13 protein-coding genes are annotated in these 13534 nt (G+C 72.6%); 8 read left to right on the top strand and 5 right to left on the bottom strand.

The features are described 5' to 3' along the window. Positions 1-26: 26 nt before the first annotated feature. Positions 27-656 (bottom strand): alpha-ketoglutarate-dependent dioxygenase AlkB, encoded by a 630-nt coding sequence (locus ABZ725_RS33225; protein ID WP_358806187.1) that lies wholly within the window; start codon positions 654-656, stop codon positions 27-29. Positions 657-777: 121 nt separating this feature from the next. Here ABZ725_RS33225 and ABZ725_RS33230 point away from each other — a divergent pair, with 121 nt between their 5' ends. Together ABZ725_RS33230 and ABZ725_RS33235 are read left to right on the top strand one after the other, a co-directional pair. Further along, the gene (locus ABZ725_RS33230) at positions 778-1392 is read left to right on the top strand and encodes a helix-turn-helix domain-containing protein (protein WP_358806188.1); all 615 of its coding nucleotides are present in this window, start codon (positions 778-780) and stop codon (positions 1390-1392) included. A 17-nt stretch (positions 1393-1409) separates the two neighbouring features. After that, a complete protein-coding gene (locus ABZ725_RS33235) occupies positions 1410-3083 on the top strand; it encodes an FAD-binding dehydrogenase (RefSeq protein ID WP_358806226.1) in 1674 nt (557 codons plus the stop codon). A 19-nt stretch (positions 3084-3102) separates the two neighbouring features. On the opposite strand, the gene ABZ725_RS33240 is transcribed toward ABZ725_RS33235, so the two are convergent. Further along, a complete protein-coding gene (locus ABZ725_RS33240; protein ID WP_358806189.1) occupies positions 3103-3462 on the bottom strand; it encodes a DUF488 family protein in 360 nt (119 codons plus the stop codon). A gap of 164 nt (positions 3463-3626) precedes the next feature. Here ABZ725_RS33240 and ABZ725_RS33245 point away from each other — a divergent pair, with 164 nt between their 5' ends. The 3 genes from ABZ725_RS33245 to ABZ725_RS33255 all read left to right on the top strand — a co-directional run bounded on the left by ABZ725_RS33245 (position 3627) and on the right by ABZ725_RS33255 (position 7796). Then, the gene (locus ABZ725_RS33245; protein ID WP_358806190.1) at positions 3627-5045 is read left to right on the top strand and encodes a M1 family metallopeptidase; all 1419 of its coding nucleotides are present in this window, start codon (positions 3627-3629) and stop codon (positions 5043-5045) included. A gap of 211 nt (positions 5046-5256) precedes the next feature. Continuing rightward, positions 5257-5955 carry a response regulator transcription factor gene (locus ABZ725_RS33250; protein WP_351909710.1) on the top strand — a complete coding sequence of 233 codons (699 nt, stop codon included), beginning with the start codon at positions 5257-5259 and terminating at the stop codon, positions 5953-5955. Beyond that, entirely contained in the window at positions 5952-7796 is a 1845-nt protein-coding gene (locus ABZ725_RS33255; RefSeq protein ID WP_358806191.1) for a HAMP domain-containing sensor histidine kinase, read from the top strand. The genes ABZ725_RS33250 and ABZ725_RS33255 overlap by 4 nt, the downstream gene beginning before the upstream one ends. A gap of 22 nt (positions 7797-7818) precedes the next feature. On the opposite strand, the gene ABZ725_RS33260 is transcribed toward ABZ725_RS33255, so the two are convergent. After that, complete coding sequence (locus tag ABZ725_RS33260; RefSeq protein WP_358806192.1) at positions 7819-9036, bottom strand: saccharopine dehydrogenase C-terminal domain-containing protein; 1218 nt, start codon at positions 9034-9036, stop codon at positions 7819-7821. A 148-nt stretch (positions 9037-9184) separates the two neighbouring features. On the opposite strand from ABZ725_RS33260, the gene ABZ725_RS33265 reads away from it, so the two are divergent. Next, positions 9185-9892, top strand: a complete 708-nt coding sequence (locus ABZ725_RS33265) for a TetR/AcrR family transcriptional regulator (RefSeq protein ID WP_358806193.1) — start codon at positions 9185-9187, stop codon at positions 9890-9892. Positions 9893-9925: 33 nt separating this feature from the next. Here ABZ725_RS33265 and ABZ725_RS33270 read toward each other — a convergent pair whose 3' ends face one another. Next, a complete protein-coding gene (locus tag ABZ725_RS33270) occupies positions 9926-10828 on the bottom strand; it encodes a LysR family transcriptional regulator ArgP (protein WP_358806194.1) in 903 nt (300 codons plus the stop codon). Between the two features lie 77 nt (positions 10829-10905). Here ABZ725_RS33270 and ABZ725_RS33275 point away from each other — a divergent pair, with 77 nt between their 5' ends. Together ABZ725_RS33275 and ABZ725_RS33280 are read left to right on the top strand one after the other, a co-directional pair. Then, positions 10906-11520: a LysE/ArgO family amino acid transporter gene (locus ABZ725_RS33275; protein WP_358806195.1), complete on the top strand. Its 615-nt coding sequence runs from the start codon at positions 10906-10908 to the stop codon at positions 11518-11520. A 105-nt stretch (positions 11521-11625) separates the two neighbouring features. Next, complete coding sequence (locus ABZ725_RS33280; RefSeq protein WP_358806196.1) at positions 11626-12939, top strand: MFS transporter; 1314 nt, start codon at positions 11626-11628, stop codon at positions 12937-12939. A 57-nt stretch (positions 12940-12996) separates the two neighbouring features. On the opposite strand, the gene ABZ725_RS33285 is transcribed toward ABZ725_RS33280, so the two are convergent. Beyond that, positions 12997-13452: a cyclic nucleotide-binding domain-containing protein gene (locus tag ABZ725_RS33285; protein WP_351909696.1), complete on the bottom strand. Its 456-nt coding sequence runs from the start codon at positions 13450-13452 to the stop codon at positions 12997-12999. Positions 13453-13534: the final 82 nt, after the last annotated feature.

A 13534-nucleotide genomic window follows, 5' to 3' on the forward strand; every position in this document is an offset into this window, starting at 1 on the left:
TTTCGGCGCCCCTTCACCGCCGTCCTTCACCGCACTCCGCGAGGGCGGAACTGGACGCTGATCCGCGGGCCGGCGGCGCGGGACGACTTGGGGATGCAGTGTTCCCAGGTCCGCTGGCAGGAGCCGCCCATCACGATCAGGTCGCCGTGCCCCAGCGGGCGCCGTACCGTCTCGCCCCCGCCGGCCGGGCGCAGCAGCAGATCGCGCGGGGAGCCCACGGAGAGGATCGCGACCATCGTGTCCTCCCGGGCGCCGCGGCCGATCCGGTCGCCGTGCCAGGCGACGCTGTCCCGGCCGTCGCGGTAGTGGCACAGACCGGCGGTGACGAAGGGCTCGCCCAACTCCTGCGCGTAGTGCGCGGACAGCGCCAGGCGCGCCTCCTCCAGCACCGGGTGGGGGAGTTCGTCGTCCGCGTCGTAGAACGCCAGCAGGCGCGGTACGGCGACGACGTTGTCGTACATCTTGCGGCGCTCGGCGTGCCACGGGACCTCGCTCGCCAGGTGTTCGAACAGCGCGTCCGATCCGGCGAGCCAGCCGGGCAGTACGTCGATCCAGGCCCCCGCGTCGAGGCGGGTGCGGCCGATGCCGGTCAGGGAGTCGAGGCGCGGCTCTGTCGTCTGGTCGAAGAGGGAGCCCTGGAGGTGGTGCGCGGTCATACCGACAGCGTACGCCTTAATCGAAAGTATGTTCGGTGATCATGCGTGGCAGCCTGGGTTGCCCTGCTCTTTCGATACATCGATGTATCCGATACATTCACGCATCGAACGGAGGTGCGTCATGGCGGATGCGCGGGTCACCCGGCGTCGGGGCCGCACACGGGCCAGGCTGCTCGACGCCGCCTTCGCGGTGTTCGCCGCCAAGGGCTTCGGCCGGGTCTCCATCGAGGAGGTCTGCGACGCCGCCGGCTACAGCCGGGGAGCCTTCTACTCCAACTTCGCCACCCTGGACGAGCTGTTCTTCGCGCTCTACCGGGAACGCGCCGACCTCATCGCCCGGCAGGTCGCCGAGGCCCTTGCCGGGGACGGGCCCGACCTGGACGTACCGGCCTCCGTGGACCGGGTCACCGAGGTACTGCTCCTCGACCTCGACTGGCTCCAGGTGAAGACCGACTTCCTGGTGCACGCCGCCCGTGACCCGGTCGTCGCCCAGACCCTGCTGGAGCACCGGTCCAGACTGCGCGGTGCGATCGCCGACCGGCTGGCCCGGACCCGCGGCCACACCGCCCTGCCCGCCGTCCTCGGCGACACCGACTCCGCCGCCCACGCGGTGGTCGCCGCGTACGACGGCGTCACCACCCAACTCCTGCTGGACAAGGACGTGGACAACGCCCGCGCCTGGCTCAAGCAACTGCTCACCGCGCTGCTGACCGACGGCAGTGCCCACCCCGAATGAGAAAGGCAACGGTCGCCATGGACGCGGACGTCATCGTCGTCGGAGCGGGCCTCGCCGGCCTGGTCGCGGCGCACGAACTCACCAGCAGGGGCCGGCGGGTCGCCCTGGTCGACCAGGAGAACGCCGCCAACCTCGGCGGCCAGGCGTTCTGGTCCTTCGGCGGGCTCTTCCTCGTCGACTCCCCGGAGCAGCGCCGCCTCGGCGTCAAGGACTCCTTCGACCTCGCCTGGAGCGACTGGCAGGGCAGCGCGCAGTTCGACCGGACCGAGGACGAGGACTCCTGGGCGGTGCGCTGGGCGCGGGCCTACGTCGAGTGGGCGGCGGGGGAGAAGCGGACCTGGCTCGCCGGGCACGGGATCTCCTTCGTGCCGACCGTCGGCTGGGCCGAGCGCGGCGATCTGCGCGCCGACGGACACGGCAACTCCGTGCCCCGCTTCCACGTCGCCTGGGGCACCGGCACGGGCGTGGTCGAGCCGTTCGTCCGCTACGCCAAGCAGGCGGCCAAGGACGGGCTGCTGACCTTCTACCACCGCCATCAGGTGGACGAGCTGGTCATCGAGGACGGCGCCGCCCGCGGCGTACGCGGCACGGTCCTCGCCCCCGACGACTCCGCGCGCGGGGTCGCCTCCAACCGCGACCGGATCGGCGACTTCGAGCTCGCCGCCCAGGCCGTGGTCGTCACCAGCGGCGGCATCGGCGCCAACCACGAGATCGTGCGCCGCTACTGGCCCGAGCGGCTCGGCACCCCGCCCGCCGAGATGGTCACCGGCGTGCCCGCCTACGTCGACGGCCGCATGCTCGACATCAGCGCCGAGGCCGGTGTCCGGCTGGTCAACCGCGACCGGATGTGGCACTACACCGAGGGCCTGCAGAACTGGGACCCGATCTGGCCCGGCCACGGCATCCGCATCCTCGCCGGCCCGTCCTCGTTGTGGTTCGACGCCCTCGGCCGCCGCCTGCCCGACCCGTGCCTGCCCTCCTACGACACCCTCGGCACGCTCAAGTACCTGCGGACCACCGAGGACATCGCCGGGCACGACCACTCCTGGTTCATCCTCACGCGGAAGATCGTCGAGAAGGAGTTCCTGCTGTCGGGCTCCGAGCAGAACCCCGAGATCACCGCCAAGGACCGCAAGGCCGTGCTGCGCGAGCGGCTGCTCGGCAAGGGCGCCCCGGCGCCGGTGCAGGCGTTCCTCGACCACGGCGCGGACTTCGTCGTCGCCGACACCCTCGACAAGCTCGTCGAGAAGATGAACGGGCTGACCGACAAGGCACTGCTCGACGTGGCCGAACTGCGCCGGCAGATCGAGGCCCGTGACCTCCAGATCGCCAACCCGTACAGCAAGGACTCCCAGGTCCAGGGCATCCGCAACGCCCGCCGCTACATCGGCGACCGGCTCGGCCGCGTGGCCACCCCGCACCGTGTCCTCGACCCCGAGGCCGGTCCGCTGATCGCGGTCAAGCTGCACATCCTGACCCGCAAGACCCTCGGCGGCATCCAGACCGACCTCGACTCGCGTGCTCTCGGCGCCGACGGGCAGCCGGTCGAGGGGCTGTACGCGGCGGGCGAGGTCGCCGGCTTCGGCGGCGGCGGCGTCCACGGCTACAACGCGCTCGAAGGCACCTTCCTCGGCGGCTGCCTCTTCTCCGGGCGGGCCGCCGGACGGGCGGCTGCCGAGCAGACGGGCTGACGGCGGACGCATCGAGCTCTCAGTGCTGGTCCGCCTCCAACAGGCGGACCAGCACCGCCGTATGGCTCTGCTCCGGGGACTTCGCGGAGGTCAGCAGCGTCACCGGCCCCTTGGCTGCCGACTCCCGTACCCGTTCGAGCAGTTCGGCCGCCTCCGGGGCGGCCAGCTCCGCCTCGTAGCGGCGCGCGAACTCCTCGTACGACCCCTCGCCCGCGTGGTACCAACGGCGCAGCCCGGTCGAGGGGGTCATCGCCTTGGGCCACTCGTCGATCCTGGCCCGGTCCTTGGCGAGGCCGCGCGGCCACAGCCGGTCGACGAGGACCCGCACGCCGTCCCCGGGCTCGGGCGGATCGTAGACGCGACGCACGCGGACACTCATGGGCGGGCCGTCCTCTGGTTGGCGGGTCGTGTCGAGCGTATGTCCCGGACGCCCCTCGACACCGCTCGGCTTGACCTGAACGAGGGGGAAATCCGGGGCGTCCAGTCCCTGCGATCCCTAGTCTGAGGACGTTTGATCACACGCCACCCCCCCCAGGAGCGCACGTGACACACCCCCGCAGAGGCGCCACCCCCCTCCTCGGCCGCCGAGCCGTCGCCGCCACCGTCCCCGTCGCCGTGGCGGCGCTGCTCACGGCCGCCGGACCCGCCACCGCCGCCGGCCCGACGGGCGCCTCCGGAGTCGGCGACCCGTACTTCCCGCTCGCCGGCAACGGCGGCTACCACGTGGCCCACTACGACCTGACCCTCCGTTACGACCCGGCCGGCCGTCACCTCGACGGCAAGGCGGTCCTCACGGCCCGCGCCACCCAGCGGCTCACCCGCTTCGACCTCGACTTCCACGGGCTGAAGATCACCGGCCTCACCGTCGACCACACCAAGGCCGCCTACCGGCGCGACGGCCAGGAACTCGTCGTCACCCCCGAGCGCGCCCTGCGCAAGGGCGAGGAATTCCGCGTCACCGTCGCCTACAACGGCACCCCCGGCCCGGTCACCGACCCCGACGGCTCCCTCGACGGCTGGATCCCCACCGACGACGGGGCCTTCGTCGCCGGCGAACCACAGGGCGCGATGACCTGGTTCCCCGCCAACAACCATCCCCTCGACAAGTCCTCCTACGACTTCACGATCACCGTCCCCGAGGACCGCACCGCCGTGGCCAACGGCGTCCTGCTCGGACAGCGCACGAAGAACGGCCGGACCACCTTCCGCTGGCGGCAGACGGAACCCATGGCCGCCTACCTCGCCACCGCGACCGTGGGGAAGTTCCAGGTCAGGCAGTACACGACCCGCGACGGCCTCAAGGTGTACGACGCCGTCGACCCGCGCGAGGCCGCCGCCGCGACGCCCGTCCTCGAGCGACTGCCGTCCGTGCTGGAGTGGGAGAGCAGACTGTTCGGGCCCTACCCGTTCCGCGCCGCCGGCTCCATCGTCGACCGGGCCCCGAACGTCGGCTACGCCCTGGAGACCCAGACGCGGCCCGTGTACGACCGCGCTCCCGACCTGAGCACCCTGGTCCACGAGAGCGCCCACCAGTGGTTCGGCGACTCCGTCTCCCTCACCTCCTGGAAGGACATCTGGCTCAACGAGGGCTTCGCCACCTACGCGGAGTGGCTCTACGCCGAACAGCACGGCGGCGACAGCGCCCAGCAGACCTTCGACGGCCTGTACGCCACGCCCGCGGACGACGGCCTGTGGGAGTTCCCGCCCGGCGACCCCGGCAGCGGCGCGAACATCTTCGGCACCCCCGTCTACGCCCGCGGCGCCATGACCCTGCACATCCTGCGCACCGCCGTCGGAGACCGCGCCTTCTTCCGCATCCTGCGCGCCTGGGCGACCGCACACCGCCACGGCAACGGCACCACCGCCCAGTTCGAGCGCCTCGCGGAACGGGAGTCGGGGCACGATCTCGGCGCCCTGTTCCAGACCTGGCTCTACGGTCAGGGCAAGCCCGACACGCCGTAGGCCCGGTCCGCTGTCCAAGTGGGCCGGTGTCCGAACCGGCCCCGGAACCTGACAAGTTCCAAACACCCGTCGGTCATCGTCGATCCATGATCACGCACCGACCCCGTGCCGCGCCGAGGGAACTGCTGCGCGTCCTCGACCCCGCGCGGCACCCGGTGGTCGTCATGGGCGACCATGCCTGTCCGGCCCGCTGAGAAAACGGAGTTGTCGCGTGTGCGCTCATGTACTGGTCGCCGAGGACGACGCGATGCAGGCCGAACTCATCCGCCGCTCGCTGCTCGCCGAGGGCCACACCGCCACGGTCGTGCACGACGGCTCGGCCGCGCTGGACGCGGTCCGGCGGGACCGCCCGGACCTAGTCGTCCTCGACCTCATGCTGCCGGTCATCGACGGGTTCGGCGTGTGCCGGGTGCTGCGCCGGGGCGACGACGTCCCGGTGCTGATGCTGACCGCCCGCGCCGCCGAGGACGATGTGCTGCTCGGTCTGGAACTGGGCGCCGACGACTACATGACCAAGCCGTACAGTCCGCGTGAGCTGATGGCCCGGATCCGTACCGTCCTGCGCCGCAGCGGACGGGCCGACGGTGAGCGACGCGACGATCCCGTCGTACGGGCGGCGGGGCTCGCCGTCGATCCGGAGCGGCACGAGGTGCGGTGCGACGGCGAGCCGGTGGACTGCACCCCGGCCGAGTTCCAGATCCTGCTGGCGATGGCCTCCGAACCCGAACGGGTCTTCTCCCGACGGCAGTTGCTGCAGTGCACCCGGGGCTTCGACCGCGCCTCCACCGAACGGGCCGTGGACGTGCACATCATGAACCTGCGCCGGAAGATCGAGGCCGACCCGCGCAGACCCGTGCGGCTGCTGACCGTGTTCGGCGTCGGCTACAAGCTCAGCGGGGGCCGCGCGTGAAGCGCGCCCGCATACCGCTGCGCAAGCGTCTGCTGGTCCGGCTGCTGAGCGCGTCGGTCCTGATCGCCGTGTGCTCGGTGGCCGCCACCGCATGGCTGGCGGTCGCCACCACCACCCGCGCGCTGCGGCAGGAACAGGGCCAGGCACTCGCCGACGACATGGACATCCTCGCGCGGCTGAGCGGCTACGCGGCCACCCACCCGGAGTGGACGGGCGTCCAGGCCGTCGTCCGCGAGCTGTCCGCGGGGACCGGCCGGCGCATCGCCCTGACCGCCGCCGACGGCGCACTCCTCGCCGACTCCGCACCACGCGGCACCTCTCTCCCGCCGCGCGCCGCCGCCACCGTCGACCCGCTGCACACCGACACCTACAGCGAGTCCGGCGCCCAGCTCGGCGGCATCGACCCGCGGGCGGTGGGCCCCTACCGGCTCACCGCGGTCGAACGCACGAAACTGGACAAGGTCGCCCGTGTCCGGCAGGCCTGCTTCACCCGGTACGGCGTCGACACGACCCTCACCAGGACCCCGAGCGGCCGTTCCGTCCTCACGGACACGGACGGCGGTGTGCTCTCCGGCTATGTGCCCGAGCAGTGCGCCGACGGACGACTCAACACCCTGACGCCCACCGAGGTGAAGGCGGTGGCCGCGCTGCAGAAGCAGGCCGGCGGCTGTCTGGTCCGGGTGGGCGTGGATCCCGACACCCCGGTGGCCTTCGACACCAGCCCCGGCCTCACCGGCCTGCCCGGCGGGGACGCGACCCCGGCGCCCATGTACGGAGACGTGGTCGGCGGCAAAACCGCCCTGCGCGCGGCCCAGACCTGCCTGGAGGAGGCCCGCCGCGCCCAGCTCGACCCCTATGTGGCCCCGCCCGCCGAACTGTTCCTCGGGGGCGGGGACAGCGGCGGAGGGCCCCGCTGGAACCTGTCCTCGGACAACAAGGCGAAGGTCGTCGGCGCGGCAGGCCTGGTGCTGGCCGTCACCGTCGCCGTGAGCGCCGTCGTCGCCACCCGTCTGGTCCGGCCCCTGCGCGCCCTCACCGAAGCCGCACAGCAGCCGCCGGACCGGCACGCGCGCGTACCCGTCACGACACGCGACGAGACCGGGATCCTCGCGGAGGCGTTCAACGACCTCGCCGAGCGCCGGGAGCGACTGGAAGCCCAGCGCAAGGCCCTGGTCAGCGACGTGGCCCACGAACTGCGCAGTCCGCTCACCAATATCCGCGGCTGGCTGGAGGTCACCCGCGACGGCCTCGTCGAACCCGACGCCGAACTGCTCGGCGCCCTGCACGACGAGGCCCTGGTCCTCCAGCGCGTCATCGACGACCTGCGCGATCTCGCCGCCGCCGACGCGGGCACCCTGCTCCTGCACCGTGAACCGGTGCCCGCCGACGACCTGCTCGCCCAGGTCGCCGCGGCCCACCGGGTCGCCGCCGACACGGCCGGAGTCGCCCTGCGCACCGAGACCGACGGCGACCCCTGGCTGGACGCCGACCCGCTGCGGCTGCGGCAGGTGCTCGGCAACCTGGTCGCCAACGCCGTACGCCACACCCCGGCGGACGGGACGGTCACCCTGACCGCCCGGGGCGACGGCGAGGAGGTCGTCCTGGAGGTCGCCGACACCGGCTCGGGCATCGCCCCGGAGGATCTGCCGCACGTCTTCGAGCGGTTCTGGCGAGCGGAGAAGTCGCGCAGCCGGCGCACCGGCGGCAGTGGCCTCGGCCTGCCGATCGTCCGTCAGCTGACGGCCGCCCACGGCGGCACGGTGGAAGCGGCCAGCACCCCGGGCGCGGGCAGCGTCTTCACCCTGAGACTGCCCGCCGCGCCGCCGCCCGGCGACAGCTGAGACGGGAGGCCCGCGGCGGCGCTCACTGCTCCCGCAGGCCCCACGGGGAGCCGTACGCCGTCAGCAGGTCGAGGAACGGACGGGCCGGGAACGCCTCGGGCCCGAGGACGCCCGCCCCGGACCACGCGCCCGTGGCGAGCAGTTCGAGGGCGACCACCGGGTTGACGGCCGTCTGCCACACCACGGCCTGGCTGCCGTACTCGGTCATCGACCACTGGTTGTCGACCACGTGGTACAGGTACACCTCGCGCGGCGCACCGTCCTTGACGCCCCGCACCCAGGTGCCGGCGCAGGTCTTGCCGTGCATGAGCGCGCCCAGGGTCGCCGGGTCGGGCAGACAGGCGGCCACCACGTCCCGGGGCGAGACCTCGACCGGCCCCTGCGCGCTCGGCACGGTCACCGGCGCGGTCCGGTCCAGCCCCAGCTGGTGCAGCGTCTTCAGCGTGTCGACGAACTCGCGGCCCAGGCCGTACTTGAAGGTGACCCGGCGCGCCTTCACCCAGCGCGGCACGAGCAGCACCTCCTCGTGCTCGACGTTCACGCACTCCACCGGGCCGATGCCCTCGGGGAAGTCGAACACCTCGGGCTCGCTGAAGGGCGCGGTGGTGAACCAGCCGCGGTCGGCCTCGTAGACCACCGGAGGGTTCAGGCACTCCTCGATCGTGGTCCAGATGCTGAAGGAGGGCGCGAAGTCATGGCCCTCGACGGTGAGGTTCGCGCCGTCGCGGATGCCGATCTCCTCGATCTCGTCGAAGAGTTCGTCGGCCGCGTACCGGGCGAAGACGTCCGACAGGCCCGGCTCGACCCCCATGCCGACCAGGGCCAGAGCGCCGGCCTCGGCCCAGTCGTCGGCCTCGGCGAACTGCGCGTCGCCGAGCCTGACCCCGCACTCCTCGTAGGGCCGATCGGGGTGCGGTCGCGACAACGACATCGCCATGTCGACATAGGTGGCCCCGGCGGCGCGTGCCGCGTGGAACAGGGGCATCACGAACCGCGGGTCGGTGGCGTTGAGCAGGACGTCGCAGCGGTGCTTGGCGAGCAGGGCGGCCACGGCCGTCCGGTCGGCGGCGTCCACGCGCTCGGCGTGGAACCGGTCGTCGCCGTCGAGTGCGGCGACGGCGGCCGTGGCCCGGGCGGGGTCGTGGTCGGCGACCACCATCGCCTCGAAGAACGGACGCCGGGCGGCGATCCGGGTGATGGCGGTACCCACACCGCCGGCGCCCACGAGCAGGACACGCATGACGAGAACTCCCTCGGCTGAGACTGCGAACGTAAAGGGTGCGGAGCAAGGTGCAAAAGGGGGCCCTACGGGAGATACAACGCCCGGCGTTCGCTTAAGGTCAATGGTGTTGGCATAAGCGCGCGGGGGCGAGAGGCGAGGAGGGGCCGTGGCGAAACCGGTCGTGCCCGAGGAGAAGCGGCGTCGGCGTCGGCCCACCAAGGGCGGTGTCGTGCTGTCCGAGCGGACAATCGTCGAGACCGCGCTGCGCCTGCTGCGCGAACACGGCAGCACCGGCCTCAGCGCCCGCCGGCTCGGCCTTGCCCTGGACTGCGACCCCAGCACCCTGTACCGGTACTTCCGGGGGATGGACGAGCTGACCCTCGCCATCGGCGACGCGCTCATCGGCGAGGCGCTGCGCGGCTGGCGGTCGGCGGGGGAGTGGCGGCCGGACCTGCACGCCATCGGGCTGCGCATCCACGCCGCCTACGTCGCCCATCCGCAGGCCGCCCAGCTCACCGCGAGCCGGGTGACCGGCCGGGCCAACGAACTCGCCGTCGACGAGGCCGTCCTGGAGGTGCTGCGCACCGCCGGGTTCCCGCTGCCGGAGACCGTGCGGATCTACCACGCCTTCATCGACCAGACCCTGGCCTTCGCCGCCCTGGACGCGGCCTCCCTGGCGCTGCCCCGGGCCGCGCAGCGCGCCGACGACGCGATGTGGCGCTCGACGTACGCGCGGCTGCCGGCCGAGACGCACCCGCGCATCGCGGAGGCGGCCCCACTGCTGGCGTCCCGCATGGTGACCAGCGCCTATCCCACGGCGCTGGAGATGCTGCTGGACAGCGCGGAGCAGACGCTGGCCCGGGTCAGGGCCTGAGGGTTCGGGTCGGGGCCTGCTTGAGGGTCTGGGTCAGGGCCTGAGGGACTGGGCCGCGGTCGCCGTCACCGCCTGCGCCACGGCCGCCAGTGCGGGCGAGTCGAGCTTCCACTGCTGCCAGTACAGCGGGATGTCCAGGGGCCGGTCGGGGGCGAGGGAGACCAGTCGGCCGGAGCGCAGCAGGGCTTCCGCCTGCGCCTCGGGCACCATGCCCCAGCCGAACCCGGCGGCGACCGCCGTCACAAAGCCCTCCGAGGTCGGCACGGCGTGTCGGGCCGGGCTCGCGCCGCCCGCGCCGTGCCGCAGTCGGCGGACGAACGCGTCCTGGAGGTCGTCGCTGCGGTCCAACGTCATCACGGGCGCCCGGGCCAGCGTCTCGTGGAGCGGACCGTCGGTGAGATGGCGGTCCACGAAGTCCGGGCTCGCGGCGGCCTGGTAGCGCATGGTTCCCAGGGGGCGCACGGTACAGCCGGTGACCGGGTCGGGCGACGAGGTCACCGCGGCCATCACCCGACCCTCCCGCAGGAGTTCCGCCGTGCGTGTCTCGTCCTCGCGGTGCAGTTCGAAGCAGAGCCGCGGTTCCTGCGCCACCCGCATGAGGGCCGGCAGGAACCAGGTGGCGAGCGAGTCCGCGTTCACCGCGACCGTCACCCGCGTCGGCTCGTCCTCGCCACTCATACCCAGCTCGGACCGCGTGTCGCGCTCCAGCCGGGCCAGCTGGCGGGCGAACCGCACGACGATCTCGCCGGACTCCGTGGCCCGGACCGGCTTGGTGCGCAGCAGCAGGACCCGGCCCGTTCGCTGCTCCAGCGCCTTGACGCGCTGGCTGACCGCCGACGGCGTCACATGCAGCGCGGCGGCGGCCGCGTCGAAGGTGCCCTCGTCCACCACGGCGAGCAGTGTCCGCACCTGGTCCAGCGGGAGGTCGGTCATCATCCGATCATCACGAACGCTAATGATACGTAAAAATCTTTAGCTGTACTCCCTGTGATCGCTTCCCTAGCGTGGACGTCATGTCCAACGCTCTCGCCGCCGCTGCCGCCGGATTCGGCACCGGTCTGTCGCTCATCGTCGCCATCGGCGCCCAGAACGCCTTCGTCCTGCGGCAGGGGATCCGCCGGGACGCCGTCCTCGCCGTGGTCGGGATCTGCGCCCTGTCCGACGCCCTTCTCATCGCCCTCGGTGTGGGCGGGGTGGGAGCGCTGGTGGTCGCCTGGCCGGACGCGCTGACCGTCGTCGGCTGGATCGGGGGACTGTTCCTGCTCGGCTACGGGGCACTGGCGGCCCGGCGGGTGTTCCGGCCGGTGGGCGCCCTGGCGGCGGAGGGCGAGGGGACGGGATCGCTGCGCCGGGCCGTGCTGACCTGTCTGGCGCTGACCTGGCTCAACCCGCACGTCTACCTCGACACCGTCTTCCTGCTCGGCTCCGTCGCCGCCGACCGCGGCCCGCTGCGCTGGACCTTCGGTCTCGGCGCCGCGTTCGCCAGCGTCTGCTGGTTCGCCGCGCTGGGCTTCGGGGCCCGGCTGCTCGGCCGTTTCCTGACCCGCCCCGCCGCCTGGCGCGTCCTGGACGGTCTGGTCGCCGCCACGATGATCGCCCTCGGCGTGCTGCTCATCGCCGGGGCCTGATGTCCGCAATCTGAGAATGCATGTCCAAGAGGGAAGCGAAATCTCAGGCGGTGCTGGGATAGTGGCCCCCGGAGTCGAAAGATGTAACGAGCAACCAGGAAGCGCGTGGACACCAGCGAGAGCAGCACCGCACCCGAGTCCAAGGCCGAAGCCGACGACGATCCGGGTCCACCGGGCGGCCCCCGGCGCGGCTGGCGCCGCTGGGCGATGGACACCCGCCCCCTGCGCCGGCCGGCCTATCGGCGGCTGTGGTCCTCGACCATCGTCACGGCCGTCGGCAGCCAGCTCACCGCCGTCGCCGTGCCCAAGCAGATCTACGACATCACCGGCTCCTCCGCCTGGGTCGGCTACGCCAGCCTCGCCGGGCTCCTGCCGATGGTGCTGTTCGCACTGTGGGGCGGCGCGGTCGCCGACACCGTCGACCGGCGCAAGCTGCTGCTGGTCACCAACAGCGGCATCGCCGTCACCTCGGTGCTGTTCTGGCTCCAGGCGGTCTCCGGGGCCGACTCGGTGGTGGTGCTGATGGTGCTGCTCGCCACCCAGCAGGCGTTCTTCGGTCTCAACGCCCCCGCCCGCACCGCTTCCATCGCCCGGCTGGTCCCCGCGGACGAACTGGCCGCCGCCAACGCCCTCGGCTCGACCGTCATGCAGACCGGCCTGGTCGCGGGCCCGCTGCTCGCGGGCGCGCTGATTCCGGTCATCGGGCTGCCCGAGCTGTACCTCCTCGACGCCGTGGCGCTGTGCGTGACGCTGTGGGCCGTGGCCCGGCTGCCCGCGCTGCCCCCGCCCGCGACCACGACCGCCCGGCGCGCCGGGGTGCGGGAGATCGCCGAGGGGTTCCGTTACATCGCCCGGCACAAGGTCCTGCTGCTGTCCTTCCTCGCCGACGTCATCGCCATGGTCTTCGGCATGCCCCGCGCCCTGTTCCCGCAGCTCGCCGCCGAGACGTACGCCCCCTACGGCGAAGGGCTCGCCCTCGGCCTGCTGTTCGCGGCGATCCCCATCGGGGCCGTGCTGGGCGGACTGTTCTCGGGCACGTTCTCCCGCGCGCGCCGGCACGGCTGGATGGTCATCGGTGCGGTCGTCGCCTGGGGCGTGTCGATCGCGGGCTTCGGACTGAGCGGCAGCCTGTGGCTCGCCGTGGTGTTCCTGGCCTGCGCCGGGGTCGCCGACATGGTCTCCATGGTCTTCCGCGGGGCGATCCTGCTGTCGGCGGCCACCGACGAGATGCGCGGCCGGATGCAGGGCGTGTTCACGGTCGTCGTGGCGGGCGGCCCCCGCCTGGCCGACGTCCTGCACGGCACGGCGGGCGCGGCCTTCGGACCCCGTGCCGCCGTCACGGGCGGCGGGCTGCTGGTCGTCGCCCTGATGCTGGGCCTGGCGGCCGCGGTGCCCGCACTGCGCCGGTACCGCATCTGACACGGACGCGACACCGGGTGTCGGGCATCGGGTGCCGGGCATCGGGTGTCCGGGGCTCTACATCACCCCGCGCCCATGGGTCCCGTACTGCTCCATCAGCCTGCCCCGGGTCATCTCCAGCCGGTGGGCGAGGATCTCGGCCACGATCCGCACCAGGGACATCCCGAGCGCAGGGTCCTCCTCGCACAGCTTGAGGACCGGCTGGGCCTGGAACTCGTAGGCGCGTACCGGGCTGAACGCCTCGGCGCCGAAGTCCCATTGGTACGGCGGGAACAGCCAGGACCAGCCCAGCATGTCGCCGGAGCCGAGGCTGGCCACGGTCACCCGCCGCAGGGACGTCACCTGCTGGACGAGCGAGACCGCGCCGGACCGGATGACCCAGAAACGGTCGGCCGTGCCGCCCGCCTCGAAGATCCGGGCGTCGTCGGCGAAGGAGACCTCACGGGCGAGCTCCATGAGGCGCTGACGTTGGGGCGGGGGAAGGGCGGTCAGGAGTTTGGTCGCTTTGGTCATGGCGCGGAGCTCCTCGCCGGCGATCGGTGGAGGGGGGCTTTCCCCTTCCATTTCAGCCGTTGCCGACGCCCGGGGCACCTCG

Source organism: Streptomyces sp. NPDC006872, from assembly GCF_040635845.1.
Classification (GTDB): Bacteria; Actinomycetota; Actinomycetes; order Streptomycetales; family Streptomycetaceae; genus Streptomyces.

Coding starts and splice junctions, on each gene's coding strand:
- ABZ725_RS33270 (WP_358806194.1), bottom strand. CDS start 10,828: ATGATGACCGACCTCCCGCTGGACCAGGTGCGGACACTGCTCGCCGTG.
- ABZ725_RS33260 (WP_358806192.1), bottom strand. CDS start 9,036: ATGCGTGTCCTGCTCGTGGGCGCCGGCGGTGTGGGTACCGCCATCACC.
- ABZ725_RS33225 (WP_358806187.1), bottom strand. CDS start 656: ATGACCGCGCACCACCTCCAGGGCTCCCTCTTCGACCAGACGACAGAG.
- ABZ725_RS33240 (WP_358806189.1), bottom strand. CDS start 3,462: ATGAGTGTCCGCGTGCGTCGCGTCTACGATCCGCCCGAGCCCGGGGAC.
- ABZ725_RS33285 (WP_351909696.1), bottom strand. CDS start 13,452: ATGACCAAAGCGACCAAACTCCTGACCGCCCTTCCCCCGCCCCAACGT.
- ABZ725_RS33235 (WP_358806226.1), top strand. CDS start 1,410: ATGGACGCGGACGTCATCGTCGTCGGAGCGGGCCTCGCCGGCCTGGTC.
- ABZ725_RS33275 (WP_358806195.1), top strand. CDS start 10,906: ATGTCCAACGCTCTCGCCGCCGCTGCCGCCGGATTCGGCACCGGTCTG.
- ABZ725_RS33230 (WP_358806188.1), top strand. CDS start 778: ATGGCGGATGCGCGGGTCACCCGGCGTCGGGGCCGCACACGGGCCAGG.